17 protein-coding genes are annotated in these 15,699 nt (G+C 63.8%); 13 read left to right on the forward strand and 4 right to left on the reverse strand.

The window, feature by feature from the left end; translation table 11 throughout:
* The first annotated feature begins 47 nt into the window (after positions 1–47).
* Positions 48–434 carry a hypothetical protein gene (locus tag H145_RS24555; RefSeq protein WP_019947012.1) on the forward strand — a complete coding sequence of 129 codons (387 nt, stop codon included), beginning with the start codon at positions 48–50 and terminating at the stop codon, positions 432–434.
* Positions 431–1,006 (forward strand): IS630 family transposase, encoded by a 576-nt coding sequence (locus tag H145_RS0118750; protein WP_240471662.1) that lies wholly within the window; start codon positions 431–433, stop codon positions 1,004–1,006. The genes H145_RS24555 and H145_RS0118750 overlap by 4 nt, the downstream gene beginning before the upstream one ends.
* Positions 1,007–1,066: 60 nt before the next feature.
* Here the strand turns inward: H145_RS0118750 and gcvT are convergent, their stop codons facing one another.
* Positions 1,067–2,173 carry a glycine cleavage system aminomethyltransferase GcvT gene (gene gcvT / locus H145_RS0118755; protein WP_019949693.1) on the reverse strand — a complete coding sequence of 369 codons (1,107 nt, stop codon included), beginning with the start codon at positions 2,171–2,173 and terminating at the stop codon, positions 1,067–1,069.
* A 186-nt stretch (positions 2,174–2,359) separates the two neighbouring features.
* Here gcvT and H145_RS0118760 point away from each other — a divergent pair, with 186 nt between their 5' ends.
* From H145_RS0118760 to H145_RS0118770, 3 genes are read left to right on the forward strand one after another with little or no spacing between them, the layout of a single operon-like run.
* The gene (locus H145_RS0118760; protein ID WP_019949694.1) at positions 2,360–2,722 is read left to right on the forward strand and encodes a CZB domain-containing protein; all 363 of its coding nucleotides are present in this window, start codon (positions 2,360–2,362) and stop codon (positions 2,720–2,722) included.
* Positions 2,723–2,770: 48 nt separating this feature from the next.
* Positions 2,771–4,312, forward strand: coding sequence for a sensor histidine kinase (locus H145_RS22130; RefSeq protein ID WP_019949695.1), 1,542 nt, complete (start codon positions 2,771–2,773; stop codon positions 4,310–4,312).
* A gap of 27 nt (positions 4,313–4,339) precedes the next feature.
* Entirely contained in the window at positions 4,340–4,780 is a 441-nt protein-coding gene (locus H145_RS0118770; RefSeq protein WP_019949696.1) for a response regulator, read from the forward strand.
* A 136-nt stretch (positions 4,781–4,916) separates the two neighbouring features.
* Here H145_RS0118770 and H145_RS0118775 read toward each other — a convergent pair whose 3' ends face one another.
* Complete coding sequence (locus H145_RS0118775; protein ID WP_019949697.1) at positions 4,917–5,492, reverse strand: ribonuclease HII; 576 nt, start codon at positions 5,490–5,492, stop codon at positions 4,917–4,919.
* Positions 5,493–5,674: 182 nt separating this feature from the next.
* Entirely contained in the window at positions 5,675–5,938 is a 264-nt protein-coding gene (locus H145_RS0118780) for a hypothetical protein (protein WP_019949698.1), read from the reverse strand.
* Between the two features lie 461 nt (positions 5,939–6,399).
* On the opposite strand from H145_RS0118780, the gene H145_RS0118785 reads away from it, so the two are divergent.
* The 8 genes from H145_RS0118785 to prfB all read left to right on the forward strand — a co-directional run bounded on the left by H145_RS0118785 (position 6,400) and on the right by prfB (position 15,390).
* Positions 6,400–6,969, forward strand: coding sequence for an NUDIX domain-containing protein (locus H145_RS0118785; RefSeq protein WP_026351627.1), 570 nt, complete (start codon positions 6,400–6,402; stop codon positions 6,967–6,969).
* An 81-nt stretch (positions 6,970–7,050) separates the two neighbouring features.
* Positions 7,051–7,893: a lysophospholipid acyltransferase family protein gene (locus H145_RS22135; protein ID WP_019949700.1), complete on the forward strand. Its 843-nt coding sequence runs from the start codon at positions 7,051–7,053 to the stop codon at positions 7,891–7,893.
* An 89-nt stretch (positions 7,894–7,982) separates the two neighbouring features.
* Positions 7,983–8,270 (forward strand): Asp-tRNA(Asn)/Glu-tRNA(Gln) amidotransferase subunit GatC, encoded by a 288-nt coding sequence (gene gatC, locus H145_RS0118795; protein WP_019949701.1) that lies wholly within the window; start codon positions 7,983–7,985, stop codon positions 8,268–8,270.
* Between the two features lie 163 nt (positions 8,271–8,433).
* A complete protein-coding gene (locus tag H145_RS24660) occupies positions 8,434–11,460 on the forward strand; it encodes a hypothetical protein (protein WP_019949702.1) in 3,027 nt (1,008 codons plus the stop codon).
* An 18-nt stretch (positions 11,461–11,478) separates the two neighbouring features.
* Positions 11,479–12,198: an ABC transporter ATP-binding protein gene (locus tag H145_RS0118805; protein WP_019949703.1), complete on the forward strand. Its 720-nt coding sequence runs from the start codon at positions 11,479–11,481 to the stop codon at positions 12,196–12,198.
* Between the two features lie 177 nt (positions 12,199–12,375).
* Entirely contained in the window at positions 12,376–12,924 is a 549-nt protein-coding gene (locus H145_RS0118810) for a cob(I)yrinic acid a,c-diamide adenosyltransferase (RefSeq protein WP_019949704.1), read from the forward strand.
* Between the two features lie 178 nt (positions 12,925–13,102).
* Complete coding sequence (locus tag H145_RS0118815; protein WP_019949705.1) at positions 13,103–14,167, forward strand: branched-chain amino acid aminotransferase; 1,065 nt, start codon at positions 13,103–13,105, stop codon at positions 14,165–14,167.
* A 145-nt stretch (positions 14,168–14,312) separates the two neighbouring features.
* Positions 14,313–15,390, forward strand: a protein-coding gene (prfB, locus tag H145_RS0118820; RefSeq protein WP_157541821.1) for a peptide chain release factor 2 whose coding sequence is annotated in 2 segments (ribosomal slippage) — positions 14,313–14,372 and positions 14,374–15,390 — 1,077 coding nt in all. Because the reading frame shifts where the segments join, the coding sequence is not laid out codon by codon here.
* A gap of 75 nt (positions 15,391–15,465) precedes the next feature.
* Here prfB and H145_RS0118825 read toward each other — a convergent pair.
* Positions 15,466–15,699 (reverse strand): integrase core domain-containing protein (locus tag H145_RS0118825; protein WP_019949707.1); only part of this gene is annotated, 234 nt, incomplete at its 5' end.

Genomic DNA, 15,699 nt, shown 5'->3' on the forward strand with positions numbered 1-15,699 from the left:
TATAGCGGTTTCGTAAACGGTTTACCATCTGTTATGGTTGACCAGTGATGAAACCCTACTCGCTCGATTTGCGCACCCGCGTGGCCGCCGCCAGCGCGGAGCCTCACACGACCCGCCAACAGGTAGCTGACCGCTTCGGCGTGAGTTACTCGTTTATTACTAAGTTGCTCGCTCATCAACACCAAACCGGCTCGCTCCAGCCCAAACCCGCTCGTGGCGGTGTCGAGCGCTTGCTCTCGGCCGACGATCAAGCCTGGCTCGTGGCCTATGTGGGGGAGCACGCCGATGCCACGCTCAGCGAGTTGAACCAGGCCTGGCAGGCATATTCGGGCCGGTCCGTGTGCCAGACCTGTATCTGGGATGTGTTGGAGGAGCACAACTTGCGCCGCAAAAAAAAAGCCAGCACGCCACTGAGCGCGACACGCCGCGGGTGAGGACGGCGCGCGCCGCACACGTAGTCAGCGTGTGCACCCGCCCCGACGTGGCCCGCTTCCACTTTCTCGACGAGACGGCCCTGCGCTTGGACTATGGCCGCCGCTATGCCCGGGCTCCGGGCGGGCAACGGGTAGGCGGGGCCAGCCCGCTGCAGCGGGGCAAGGCGCTGACGCTGATCGGGGCGTTGTCGGTGCGGGGGCTGCAGGCCGTGCAAGTGCTGGATGGGGCGCTCAATCAGCAGCGCTTCGCTTGGTACATCACGCAGTGTCTGGCCCCCGGCTTACGGGCAGGCGACGTGGTGGTGCTCGATAATGCGTCCGCTCATAAGCTGAGCGGGGTAAAACAGTGGCTGGCCGAGCGGGGCGTGGAGCTGTTGTTTCTGCCGCCCTACTCGCCCGACTTCAGTCCCGTGGAGCAGGCCTGGAGCAAACTCAAAACCAAGTTGCGCACGGCGCAGGCCCGCACCCGTAAGGCCTTAACCGACGCGCTGCAAGACGCCGTACACTGGATTACCAGCGCCGATGCACGGAGCTGGTTTGACCACTGCGGCTATCATACCACACCCGCCTGAAGTTTGGTAAACCGTTCACGAAACCGCTATAATTCATAATTCATAATTCATACTTAAATCCTACGCCTCTTCCGTGCCTGCCACGAAGGGGGGTTTTACCACTGTGGCGGGCAGGTTTTTGCCGCGCACCTGCACGAAAATTGGGGTGCCGGGGGCGGCCAGGGCGGTTTGCACGTAGCCCAGGCCCACGCCTTTGCCTAGGCTCGGCGACTGGGTGCCGCTGGTTACTTCGCCGATAACGTCGCCGGCCTCGTTTACCAGCGGGTAGTGGCTGCGCGGGATGCCGGGGCCATCCATCAGGAAGCCGACCAGCTTGCGCTCTACGCCGGCGGCCTTTTCGGCCTTCAGGTTTTCGGAGTTGGTGAATTCCTTGGTGAACTTGGTAATCCAGCCCAGACCGGCTTCCAGAGGTGAGGTTTCGTCGGTGATGTCGTTGCCGTAGAGGCAGAAGCCCATTTCGAGGCGCAACGTGTCGCGGGCGCCCAGGCCGATGGGCTTGAGGCCGTGGGGCTGGCCGGCCTCCATCACGGCATCCCAGACCTGCTTGGCGTACTGGTTGGGCACGTACAGCTCGAAACCGCCCGCGCCGGTGTAGCCGGTGGCCGAAATGATGACATCGGGCGCGCCGGCGAAGGTGCCCTGCACGAACGAGTAGTAAGGAATGGCGCTCAGGTCGGTGTCGGTGAGGCCCTGCAGGGCGGCGGTGGACTTGGGACCCTGCACTGCGAACAGGCTCATCTCATCCGAAATGTTCTGCAGGTCGGCGCCCTCAGTGTTGTGCTGCTCGATCCAGTTCCAGTCCTTCTCGATGTTGGAGGCATTGATGACGAGCAGGTAGTCCTCGTCGGCCAGCATGTACACCAGCAAATCGTCGATAACGCCGCCGGTTTCGTTGGGCAGGCAGCTGTACTGGGCCTTGCCGGGCACGAGCTTGCTGGCGTCGTTGCTGCATACGCGCTGGATGAGGTCGAGGGCCTGGGGGCCGCGCACCCGGAACTCGCCCATGTGCGAGACGTCGAACATGCCCACGGCCCGGCGCACGGTGTGGTGCTCGTCGAGGTCGGAGGAGTAGCGCACGGGCATGTTGTAGCCGGCGAAGGGCACCATTTTGGCCCCGAGCTGCTGGTGAACGTCGTTGAGCGGAACGGTTTTGAGCGTGTCGGACATGGAAGTAAGGTGGGATGGTGAAACGGACCGGCCGGCGCGAGCATGCGCGCCCGGCCAATGGTGGGGCGAAAGTAGCCAATATTGGCCGGCTGGTCCGGGCCTCGTTGCCTATCTTTGGCTCAGCGCGGCTTCGGCGGTTGGTTTGCCGGGTCGGCATTCCGCATCCCGCCCGGCCGCGTTTTCTGCATGAGTGACGACCTGAAACAAGAATTCGACGCGGCCCGCATCCGGCACATGCTTTTCAAGTCGAAGCTACGCTCCTTTCTGTACGGCAGCGACACGGCCGAAGGGCCCATCCGCGACCCCGAGCAGTGCGCCATGGGCCACTGGATAACCCAGCACGCGCTGCCCGCGTACGGCCACCTGCCCGAAACCCACGCCCTCGACCAGCTGCACCGCCGCATTCACATCGAAGGCGGCCGCCTGATGGACCTGCGGCTGGCCGGCCAGTCGGACACGGCCATTGCCGGGCTGGCCAAAATCAATAAGATGGCCGCCGAGATTGTGGCCCTGCTGAACACGATGGAAACCCGCCTGCGGGCCGAATAAGCCGCCCGCCTCTGCCTCTGCCCTGCCCTCGCTCCCCTCCTCCCGCCCATGAAACTTAAGCTCCGGCTCTCCACCAAGCTCTTTGCAGGGTTTCTGACTATTTCGGCGCTGTTTGCGGCCGTGGTATTTCTCAACTACCAGCTTTCGCGGGCCGTGCTGCGCAACTCGCAGCGGGTGGCCAACTCGCAGCGCATCACCAACGAGGCCACCTCGCTGCTGCGCAACATCATCGATATGGAAGCCGGCTTCCGGGGCTACCTGCTGCTCAACAACGAGGTGCTGTTGGCCCCCTACTACGAGGGCGAGCGGAACCTGCTGGGCCGGTTTGCCAGCCTGCGCAACGAAATGCCGGTGGCCGGCCAGCAGTTCAACCGGCTGCAGCAGGCCCAGCGCCTGTTCGAGCAGTGGGATTCCTACTCGCACCTGCTCATCAGCGAAAAGCGCGAGGCCTTGCGCACCAACCCCGACCAGATTGGCATCAAGGGCCTGGAGCACGCCAACCTGGCCTCCGACCTGACGGGCAAGACCCTGATGGAAAAAATCAGGGAGCTGTTTGCCGAGTTCGACCAGGCCGAGGCCCAGACGCGCCGCCAGCAGCGGCTGCGCCTGCAGGCCAGCATCCGCGAAACCCGCATTCTGTCGGTGGGCGTTACGCTGGCCACTATTGCGCTGGGGCTGCTGTACGCGGCTTACCTGGTGCGGCAGTTGTCGCGGCGCATCAGCGGCATGGTGGGCCAGGCCCAGCGCATTGCCGGCGGCGACTACGCAACCCACATTCCGGACACCGAGCAGGATGAGCTGACCAAGCTGGCCACCTCGCTCAATACCATGACCGATACCATCAACACCACCATCCGCATGCTGGAGCGCCGCAACCAGGAGCTCGACCAGTTTGCCTACGTGGTATCGCACGATCTGAAAGCGCCGTTGCGGGGCATCGAAACGGCTTCGCGCTGGATTGAGGAGGATTTGGGCCAGGATGCGCCCGAGCATATCCGCGAGTTTCTGGTGCTGATGCGCACGCGGGTGCGGCGCATGGAGCACCTCATTACCGGCATCCTCGACCTGGCCCGGGTGGGCCGCACGCCCCAGGCCGACGAAGACGTGTTCGTGCGCCAGCTGCTGCGCGAAATCGTTGATTCGCTGGCTTTGCCCGAGGGCTTAGAGGTAGAATTACCGTTTTATCTGCCCACGCTGCATACCAACCGGGTGCAGCTGGAGCAGGTGTTTACCAACCTCATCAGCAACGCCGCCAAATACCACCACGACCCGGCCCACGGCCACATCGCCATCGGCTGCGTCGAGATGCCCGAGCTCTACACCTTCACGGTTACCGACGACGGGCCGGGCATTGCCGCCGAGTACCACGACCGGATTTTCATCATCTTCCAGACCCTGACCGAACGCGACACGCTGGAGAGCACCGGCGTGGGCCTGGCCATCGTCAAGAAGATCATCGAGCGCCGCGGCGGCACCATTCGCGTCGAGTCGGCCGAAGGGGCCGGGGCCAGCTTCATTTTCACCTGGCCCAAGCAGGCGCCCAGCCGGCCAACCCGCCCTTCGGCGCCCGGCGCCCGTATAGCCGAGTAATTATTGTTCTTATCTGCTCTGTCTGCCATGCCCTTCTCCTCCCAGCCACCCGCCATTCTGCTCGTCGAAGACGACCAGCTTGATATAATGAACGTGCAGCGCGAGCTGCGCAAAAACAACGTGAACGTGCCGCTGCACGTGGCCCGCAATGGCCGCGAGGCCCTCGACCTGCTGCGGGGCGAAGGCGGCCAAGCGCGCATACCGCGGCCCAAGGTGGTGATGCTCGACCTGAACATGCCCCGCATGAACGGCCTGGAGTTGCTTGAAATCCTGCGCGCCGACCCCGAGTTCCAGGACCTGAACGTGTTCATCACCACCACCTCCGACCTGGAAACCGACCGCCTCAAAGCCCAGCAGCTGGCCGTAAGCGGCTACATCATCAAGCCCCTGAGCTTCGACAGCTTCGGCGAAGGCGGCACCACGGTCGATGGCTTCAGCCTGTTTCTGGACTTGCTGAAGCTGAAATAAGGACTATGTTAAAAGTGTCATCCTGAGTGCAGCGAAGGACCTATACGGAAGCTATACACATTGATTGGCTTCTGTATAGGTCCTTCGCAAGCTCAGGATGACAGCCGGTCGGCTTAGTCCCTCAGCCCCAATCCCATCACAACAGCCGGAACCCCGGGCGGTGGTGCTCGGTGGGGCCGTGCTGCCGGATAGCGGCGCGGTGCGCGGCGGTGGGGTAGCCCGCATTCTGTTCCCAGCCGTAGGCGGGGTAAGCGGTGGCCAGTTCCCGCATCCGGTCGTCGCGGAAGGTTTTGGCCAGCACCGAGGCCGCCGCAATGGCGCGGTAGAGCCCGTCGCCGCCTACAATGCAGGTGTGGGGCAGCGTGGCGTGCGGCCGGAACCGGTTGCCATCAACGAGCAGATGGGTGGGCGCGGGCCGTAGCTGGTCGGTGGCGCGGTGCATGGCCAGGTAGCTGGCCTGGGCGATGTTGAGGGTCGTTATTTCTTCCACCGAGGCCTCGGCAACGGACCAGGCCACGGCTTCACGGCAGATTTCGGCACGCACCAGCTCGCGCCGCCGGGCCGTCAGCTGCTTGGAATCGTTGAGGAATTCCGACCGGAAATCGGGCGGCAGGATTACGGCCGCCGCAAACACCGGCCCGGCCAGGCAGCCCCGGCCGGCTTCGTCAAGCCCGGCTTCGAGCGGCTCGCCGGTAAAGGAAACAAGGAGCATGTTGTCAGGGCTTAGGTTTTAGGGCTTAGAAGCGAGGGTATGGAAACTGGTGCTGGATCTGCCTTTGCAAAGAAAAGGACCTTATCCCGCTATACTAGCCAAGCGGCCGTGTAGCGGGATAAGGTCCTGTGTCTGTTGAGCGGAACAGTAAGTTCTAAGCTCTGTAATCTAAGCTCTATAAATTATTGGTGCGAGCCGGCGTTGGAGCCTTCGCGGCTGGGGTCCTGCTCGCCGCGGCGGGTGCCCTGGCTGTCGCGGGGGCCGTTGTCGATGTTGGACTCTTCCAGATCGGTCATGTACACATTGGTGGTGGGCCCGAGGCCGCCGTTTTTCTCGGCCAGCGCCGCTTCAGCTTCGGCATGCTTGAGGTTGAAGAGCGGGTCGCCTTCCTTGAGTTGCTTATCGGAGGGCTGATTATCGGGCTGCTTGTTGGGTTGGTTGGCCATAAGAATAAGGGGCCGGGCGGAATGTGAACGGCCGGCAGTAGTAGGATACGCGCCGGTTTGGCGCGGGGTTGGCCACGAAGGCCCTGCGCAGCTCCGGCCGGCCTACAACGCGTGGGCGCTCAGCGAAAAAACAGGGCAATAAAAAAAGCCGCTACCCTGGGTAGCGGCCTTTTCGGTCATATTGGCTGACAGCTGTTAAATTCATCCACCCTACTAATTGCTGCCAGGGTGCCAATACTACGCGGTAAGAGCCTTCCTTTCCATAAACCTTACCAGCGCTGAATAATTAGTAGGTCAAAAGTATACGATGCCCACGGGGCAAGTGGATTTTTTGGCCGAATGGAAAGTTTCACCCGCTCAATGGCCGGTTTTGCCCGGCGAGAGAATTGCGCGGCAACGGCCTCATCATTTGGGGCGGCCGTACCTTTGGCTTTTCCCGCCCGCCGCTTACTCTGCAATTTATGGCCGACGCCGCCCCCGCTTTCGACGAAACCCACAACCCCTGGCAGGTGCAGGCCTCCGAAATAAAGTACCAGAACCCCTGGATTCGGGTGCGCGAAGACCAGGTGCTGACGCCCGCCGGTACGCCCGGCATCTACGGCGTGGTCACGATGAAAAACAAGGCCCTGGGCATTGTGCCCGTCGATGCCGAGGGCAACACCTGGCTGGTGGGCCAGTACCGCTACCCGCTGAGCGAGTACAGCTGGGAAATCCCGATGGGCGGCGGCCCGGTAGAGCTCGACGTGCTCGAATCGGCCCAGCGCGAGCTGCGCGAGGAAACCGGCCTGCTTGCCCGCCGCTGGACCAACATCATGCGCCTGCACACTTCCAACTCGGTGACCGACGAGGAAGGCTTCGTGTTTCTGGCCCAGGAGCTGGAACAGGGCGACACCGAGCCCGAAGAAACCGAGGACCTGCGCCTCTGGAAGCTGCCGCTGGCCGAGGCCGTGCAATTGGTGATGGACGGCCGCATCACCGACGCCGTGAGCGTGGCCGGGCTGCTGAAAGCGGGCCGCCTGCTGGGCGTGTAGGACGGCTGCCGGCCAGAGTTGCCATGCTGCGGGCGGCGCGGCGTTCATCCGTTATCCAGCTACCACCTTTATTTTTGTGGCATGACGCATCTGCTTCGTTATATCGGCCAGCGCCTCTACACTACCTGGGCCACGTTCTGGTTTGCGGCCCCGTTTCTGGTCACCTATCCGCTGCAATGGGCCCTGAGCCGCCGGCCGGCCGGCCAGCCGTATCTGCGCCGGCTCAACAAAGCCTGGTCGCACTTTTTTATCGCCATGTGGGGCGTGCCGGTCGAAACCGTACGGGCCGCCGAAACGGTGCCGCCGGGCCAGCCCTGCCTGTACCTAGCCAACCACAGCTCGCTGATTGATATTCCGCTGCTGTTTCGCACCCTGCCGGGCGGGCCGAACGTGCTGGGCAAAAGCTCGCTGGCCAAAATTCCGCTCTGGGGCCCCATTTTCGGCCGCACCTACATCACCGTCGACCGCAACAGCGCCGTGAGCCGGGGCCGCTCGATGGTGCGGGCGCGCCAGGAGCTGGCGGCCGGCCGCTCGGTTATCATCTTCCCCGAAGGGCAGATTTCCAGCCAGCCCGGCCAGCAGCTGGAGCCCTTCAAGGAGGGCGCTTTCCAGCTTGCCATTGCTGCCGGCGTGCCCATTGTGCCCATCACGATGCCGCTCAACCACCATTTCCTGCCCGATGTGGGCGGGCTGCGGGTGCGCTGGGCCCGGCTGGCCATCATCGTGCACGCCCCCATCAGCACAACCGGCCTGACTGCCGCCGACGCGCCCGCCCTGCAGCAGCGCGTGTACGATATTATTGCCAGCGGCCTGCGGCCCGAGGCCGGGGGCGTGCCGGGCCCCGGTTCCTGGCGGCGGCCGGCGCCGGCCCCGGCAGCGCCCGAAACCAGCGCGCCCGTGCGCCAGCGCGAGCCGGCCGGGTAAGGCAGGCCCAATCGCACAACCGGCCCGCAGGCTGTATCTTGCAGCCCGGCAACGCCGCTTTTCTTCACTCTTGAATTTTCGCTGAACCCGTGAGTACCGACCTGGCTACCCTGCGCGGCCTGGCCCATCTGGCCCGCCTCGAATTCGACCCCGCCCACGAGCAGCAGGTGCTCGGCGACCTGAACAAAATCCTCGACTGGGTGGACCAGCTCCGCCAGCTCGACACCACCGACGTGGAGCCGCTGGTGCATCTGAGCCAGGAAGTCAACGTGCTACGCCCCGATGAGGCTCACAACACCGTCAGCCACGCGGCCGGCCTGAGCAACGCCCCGCGCAAGGACTCCGACTACTTCCGGGTGCCCAAGGTACTGGAGTAAGTGCCGCTGTTAGCTGTTAGCTGTTAGCTGAAAAAACGTCATGCAGAGCGAAGCGAAGCATCTCGCGTGCTGACGTTGCCAACGTAACCGCAACGTCAGCACGCGAGATGCTTCGCTTCGCTCTGCATGACGCTTCAAAACTTCATTCACTCCCCCGCCCCGCTTGACTTCGCCCGTTTCTCCTGCCTCCCCTACCACCCGCCGCTGGCCCTGGCCGCTGCTGCTGCTGGCGTTGTGCGCCGCGCTGGCCGTGGGGCTGGCCGGCTGGCACTACTTTACGGGCCCCGAAGCGGTGCTGCCCCTGCGGCCCGTAACCCAGCTGACACCTGTGCCCACTACCGTGGCCGAGGTGGCCGTGGGACTGGCCCGGCTGCCGGTGCAGGCCAACGGCTACCTCGTCACGCAGACCTACGACGTGGCCGGCCCGTTTCTGCGGCCCGATGCGGCGTTGGGGCTGGTGGCGCTGCTGGGCGTGGCGCTGGCTTACTTTCTGGCGGCCGTCACCCCGCTGAGCCGGCTGTACTTTGTGGCCGGCATGGCCTTGGTAATTTTCCTGCTGATGTCGCTCAATGCCGACCTGCTGGATGTATTCGTCATCGGCAAGCAGTATTTTCTGCTCCTGAGCCTGGCTTTGCTGGTGGGGCCGGCTTACTACTTCCACGCCTTTCGGCCCGAAGTGCCGTTTCCGGTGCGGCTGGGCACGTTTGCCGCCTTGGTGACGGGCCTGGGGCTGCTGCTGTTTCTGCGCAACCCCAACCCGGCCGACTACACGGCCCTGCACTTAAGCGCCTACTTTACCACGGCCGGGGCGGTGGCGTTTGCGCTGTTGGTGCTGTGGGTGGCCTTCGAGAACGTGCACGGCCTGCTCTGGCTCAACACCCAGGCCGATACGCCCGCCGGCCGCTACGGGCTGTGGCCGCTGCTGCTGGCCAGCCTGCTGTACCTGGGCGCCCTGCTGCTCTACTACCTCAACCAGAGCGAGCTGCTGGTGCTGCCCGGCCTCTACCTCGACCCCTACCTGCTGCTGCTGCCGGCCGTGGTAATTGCCTGGCTGGGCCAGAACCGCCGGGCCGCCAGCCTGCCCGAGGGGGTGCCGCCGGGCGCGGCCGCCACGCTGCTGCTGGTGCTGGCGCTGCTGGCCGCCGGCACGCTGGGCTACGCCCTGGCCACCGCCAACGACCCGCTGCTGCAGGCCGGCCGCGACTTCACGGCCCTGGCGCTGCTTTGCCTGGGCGGGGCTTTTCTGCTGTACGTGCTGCTGAATTTCGGGCCGCTGCTACGCCAGAAGAAGGCCGTGTACCGCGTTGTGTTTCAGCCGCGGCGGTTTCCGTTTTATGCCATGTACGCGCTGGGCATTGTGGCCGTGGTGGGCGTGAGTTTGCGCAACAACTTCTTCGTGCTCGACCAGGTCCAGGCCGGCGCCTATAATAATCTGGGTGATCTGGCCCGGCTGGAAAGCGAAATGACGCCCGACGACCTTTCGCGGGCGCTATTGGCCGAGCGCTACTACGCCGAAAGCGACGTGCTCGACCTGCACAACCACAAGGCCAGCCTGGGCCGGGCGGCCCTCTACCGCTTCCGTCTGCAGCGCCAGAACGAAATCAACATCCTGCGCCGGGCCCTGGACCGGCGGCCTTCGCCCCGCATCTCGTTGCGCCTGGCGGCCCTCTACAACGAGCCGAAAGACTTTTTCGACCGTCTCGCCGTGCTGCAGGAAGGATTGAAGGCGAATCCGGCCAATGCCCCCCTCAACGCCGACCTGGCTCAGCTTTACTCCCGCTCCACCCTCGCCGATTCGGTGGCCCACTACCGCGCCCGCGCCCTGGCCGCCGAGCCGAACAGCCCTGTGCTGGCCGCCAACGAGCTGGCCTACCGCATCCGCCAGCAGGACTGGACCGGCGCCGCCGCGCTGGCCAAAGAGGCCCATGCTGACAACCCCGCTTTCCAGGCCAACGCCCTGCTGCTGGCCCAGCTCAGCGGCCGCGCGGCCACCGGTTCCGCTGCCCTGCTGCCCGATACCACCCGCAGCCTCGATGACGCCCGCTTTGCCCGGCTTTACCAGAACGCGCTCAGCCGCGCCGCCCGCCAAGACACCACGCTGCTGGCGCTGCTGCCAGCCCTGGTCGCCAACCCCGCCAACGCCCCCTACCTCGACCAGCTGACGCTGCTGCGGGCCTTTACGCTGCACTACGGCGGCCGGCCCGTGGCGGCCCAGCAGGCGCTGTTGCCGCTGGCCACCGGCTCGGGCTCGGGCGCCGCCTATTACCAGCAACTGCAGGGCCTGTGGCTGCTCGACCAGGGCCTGCCCGCTCCGGCTGCCGGCCGCCTCCAAGAAGCCCGCGAGAACGGCGCCGCCACGGCCGCATTGCCCCAGGCCTACGCGCTGGCCCTGAGCGGCCAGCCCGATTCGGCGCGGCAGGTGGCGGCCCAGGTGCCCGCCGGCGCAGCTTCGCGGCTGTTGCTTGCGGCCCTGCAGCCCGACCTGCGCATCACCTACGCCCAGGTCCCCGACTCGGTGAAAACCCAGTATCTGGTGTTGCGCGGCGACGAGCTGCCGGCTGACCAACTGCTGCCGGCCGCCACTTCCGTTACAACGCCGGCGCTGCAATCCACGGCCCTGTTGGCGCAGCTGCCACGCGCCCTCGATGCGGGTCAGCTTGATGCCGTGCGCGCCACACTCAATAGTGCCGCGCCACCTGTAACGGCGCCAGGCGCTTCGGCCTGGAACGTGCTACGGGGCGAGCTGTACGTGCGCGGCCGGCAGTGGCCCCAGCTTCGGGAGTTGGTGGAGCAAGGCAGGTTTACTGGCTTTGATGTCTACCAGCGGCTGTATTTCCGGGCGGTGCTGGCTGAGGCCGCCAAGCAGCCCGCCGAGGCCGGCCGCTTCTATGCCCAACTGGTGCAGCAGGCGCCGTTCGTCGAGAACGGGCTGGTGGCTGCCGCCGCGTTCCACACCCGCCGGGGCGACTTCCCGACCGCCTACAACGTGCTGTTGCGCGGCGTCGAGTACAACCCCGAATCGGTGCCGCTGCTGAAGGCCTACGTGCTGGCCGCCGTGCCGGTGGGCCTGACGGAGTACGCCCAGGCCCCGCTCTACCGCCTCGGCACATTGCTTTCGGCGGCAGATTATGGTACCTTTCGCAAGGAGTACGACGCGGCCCTGGCGGCCCGGAAGGCCTCCTGGAACTAACCTGTAGCCCCTCGCTGTATGCAGCCTCCCGTTATCCAGACCGACGATATTTCCAAGGTGTACCGCATGGGCGCCGAGGAAATCCACGCCCTGCAATCGGTGTCCATCACCATTGAGCGGGGCGAATACGTGGCCTTCATGGGGCCGTCGGGCTCGGGCAAATCTACGCTCATGAACATCATCGGCTGCCTCGACACGCCCTCGGGCGGCAGCTACGTGCTCAACGGCCACGACGTGAGCAACATGAGCGACAACCAGCTGGCCGACGTGCGCAACCGCGAAATCGGCTTCGTGTTCCAGAGCTTCAACCTGCTGCCCCGCGCCACTTCCCTCGACAATGTGGCCCTGCCCCTGATTTATGCCGGCTATGGCAAAAGCGAGCGGCACGAAATGGCCCGCGAGGCGCTGCGCAGCGTGGGGCTGGCCGAGCGCGCCCTGCACAAGCCCAACGAGCTGTCTGGCGGCCAGCGCCAGCGCGTGGCCATTGCCCGCGCCTTGGTCAACAACCCCAGCATCATCCTGGCCGACGAACCCACCGGCGCCCTCGACACCCGCACCAGCCACGAAATCATGGAGTTGTTCGAGGCCCTGTACGCCCGCGGCAACACCATCATCATGGTAACCCACGAAGAGGACATTGCCATGCACGCCCACCGCATTGTGCGCCTGCGCGACGGCCTCGTGGAAACCGACGAAGTAAACCACAACGTAATGACCGGCCAGCTGGCGAAGGGGTGAGCCTTCTGTCATTGCGAGGAGGCACGACGAAGCAATCTGTGAGAGCAACGTTTTAAACTTTGGTACGCTCAAAGCCCTTTCACATGCACATGCCAGATTTTGGGCTTCGTTGGACTTCGCCTTTTGTCCTGCGGATTGCTTCGCGTTGCTCGCAATGACAGAAAATTCACTTCACTCATGAAAATCTATACCAAAACCGGCGACAAAGGCCTGACTTCGCTTATCGGCGGCACGCGGGTGCCCAAATCCAGTCTGCGCATCGAGTGCTACGGCACCGTGGATGAGTTGAATTCCTACATCGGCCTCGTGCGCGACCAGCCCGTAAATGAGGCCCGCCGGCCGCTGCTCAAGGAAATCCAGGACCGCCTGTTCACGGTAGGTGCCTCGCTGGCCTCCGACCCCGAGAAGTCGAAGATGAAAATCCCGGACCTGCACGCCGAAGACGTAACGCTGCTGGAGCAGGAAATGGACCGCATGAACGCCGACCTGCCCGAGTTGCGGGTGTTTGTGCTGCCCGGAGGCCATCAGTCGGTGTCGTTTGCCCACCTCGCGCGCTGCGTGTGCCGCCGGGCCGAGCGGCTGGTCATTCAGCTGGCCGAAGACGAGTTCGTGGCCGATCTGGTGGTGATGTATCTTAACCGCCTGTCCGATTACCTATTCGTGCTCAGCCGCCAGATGGCCCACGAGCTGGGCGCCGAGGAAGTGAAGTGGGAGCCGCGCATGTAGTGCGGCCTCCTAACGCCTGTTAGGCAGCTTCCGCCGAAAAAGTGCATCTTTAACTTAACCGGCCCTCCTTTTCGGCGGGTTAGCAGGCTTTCAGCCTATAATCGCGCCCGGCCATCTTCATTGTAGCCCGCGTTCCAGCCGACCCGTTTCCCCTACTCCTACCCATCCATCCCACCCCATGCTCGATACCCTTACCATCACGACGCAGCGCACCAGCGCCCCGCGTCTACCCGGCATCAACTTCGCCCAGCTTGAATTCGGCAAAACCTTCGCCGACCACATGCTGGTAGTCGATTATCGCGACGGGCAGTGGCAGCAGCCGCACATCGTGCCCTATGGCGACATGAACATAAGCCCGGCCAACTCGGCCATTCACTACGGCCAGTCGATCTTTGAGGGCATGAAGGCCTACAAAAACCACGATGGCGAAGTGGCCCTGTTCCGCCCGCTCGACAACTTCCACCGCTTCAACGCCTCGGCCCGCCGCATGTGCATGCCCGAGCTACCCGAGGAAGTGTTCATGCAGGGCCTGCTACAGCTCATCCGCCTCGACAGCGGCTGGGTACCTACCGATGCCGGCAGCGCCCTCTACATCCGCCCCTTCATGTTCGCCACCGACGCCATGCTGGGCGTGCGCCCCTCCGAATCGTATCGCTTCATGGTGATTACCAGCCCGGTGGGCCTGTACTACGCCAAGCCGCTGCGCGTGCGCTTCGAGGAAACGTACGTGCGCTCGGCCGAAGGTGGCGCGGGCGCGGCCAAAAACGCCGGCAACTACGGCGCCGCCATGTACCCTACCAAGCTGGGCCAGCAGGAAGGCTACAATCAGCTTATCTGGACCGATGCTTCGGAGCACAAGTATGTGGAGGAATCGGGCACGATGAACGCCATTTTCATCATCGACGGCCGCTTGGTTACGCCTGCTCTGAGCAGCTCCATCCTCGACGGCATCACCCGCCGTAGCGTGCTGCAGCTGGCCCGCGACTGGGGCATGCCCGTGGAGGAGCGCAAAGTATCGGCCCTCGAAATCCTGGAAGCCCAGCGCAACGGCACGCTGCAGGAGGCCTTTGGCGTCGGCACGGCCGCTACCATTGCCTCCATCGCCGTTATCGGCTACCAGGGCGAAGACTACGAGCTACCCACGCCCCCGGCCGACGCCTTCTCGCGCCGTGCCGCCGCCGCCCTGGCCGCCATCCGCAGCGGCGAAGCGCCCGACCCCCACAATTGGATGGTGCGGGTTTGATTTTGAGCTGTTAGCTAAAAGAACGGAAACGGCTGGAATATGCCGAGCTTCGTTCATAAAAAACTGTAAATTAATCATTCACTTATGCAGGCTAACAGCTAATAGCTTTCAGCTAACAGCCAAAAAAAGCCTTGCTTTTTTTCCTATGACCCACGACCAGGTGAAGGAATTGAAGGGCCGCGCTGAGGCCCTGAGGAGGTATCTTTGACTACGATGCCCGCAAAGAACAAGTAAACGAAATCGAGGCCCAGACCACGGCTCCCGGCTTTTGGGACGACTCCAAGCAGGCCGAAGCCACTATGCGCGAGCTCAAGGGCATCAAGGTCTGGACCGATGACTACGAAGCTGTTGAGAAGCAGGTCGATGACGTAGAGGTGCTCTACGAGTTCCACCGCGAAGGCGACGTGCCGGAAGCCGAAATGCAGCGCGAATTTGCCGCCGCCGAGCAGTCGGTGGAGCGCCTGGAGTTCAAGCGCATGCTCTCCGACGAAGAAGACCAGCTGTCGGCCGTCATCGACATCAACCCCGGCGCCGGTGGCACCGAAAGCCAGGATTGGGCCGAAATGCTCATGCGCATGTACATCATGTGGGGCGAGAAGCAGGGCTTCACGGTCCGGCAGCTCAGCTACCAGCCCGGCGAAGGGGCCGGCATCAAGTCAGCCTCCCTCGAAATCGACGGCCAGTTTGCCTACGGCTATCTGAAAAGCGAAATTGGGGTGCACCGGCTGGTGCGCATGTCGCCCTTCGACAGCAGCGGCCGCCGCCACACCTCGTTCGCCTCGGTGTTCGCCTATCCGGTGATTGACGATACCATCAACATCGAAATCAACCCGGCCGACATCAGCTGGGACACCTTCCGGGCCGGCGGCGCCGGTGGTCAGAACGTGAACAAGGTGGAAACCGCCGTACGCCTCACCCACGCCCCGTCCGGCATCATCATCGCCGTACAAATTGAGCGGAGCCAGCTCATGAACAAGGAGCACGCCCTGCGCATGCTCAAATCGCGCCTCTACCAGATCGAAATGGACAAGCGCAACGCGGCCCGCGACGTAGTGGAAGCCGGCAAAAAGCGCATCGACTTCGGCTCCCAGATCCGCAACTATGTGCTGCACCCCTACAAGCTCATCAAAGACCTGCGCACCGGCATCGAGCGCACCGACGTGCAGAACGTGCTGGATGGCGACCTGGAGGAGTACATCAAGGGGTATCTGATGCAGAGCTGATAGAACCCTGCTTCAAGCAGGTAAGCGACCTGCAGTAAGTTGGCGTTACTCAATTTGCTACAATGTCTCGTCCGGCTATTTGTTGACAGAAATAAGGCAAGGGCCCCGCTCGGATTTTCCGGCGGGGCTTTTTCCTTGCTGATGGACTTGGTTTGGCGTTAAATAGTTCAGGGCCAGGTGGGGGCGCTCTTCGTTGTAGAGGTGCACGGCTTGGTCGACGAGCAAACGGGCCTGGGCCAGCTCGTCGGGCAGCACGAAGAGGAACTCGTCTTTGAGGATGCCGTTGACCCGTTCGGCCAGCGCGTTCTG

Source organism: Hymenobacter aerophilus DSM 13606, assembly GCF_000382225.1.
GTDB lineage: Bacteria > Bacteroidota > Bacteroidia > Cytophagales > Hymenobacteraceae > Hymenobacter > Hymenobacter aerophilus.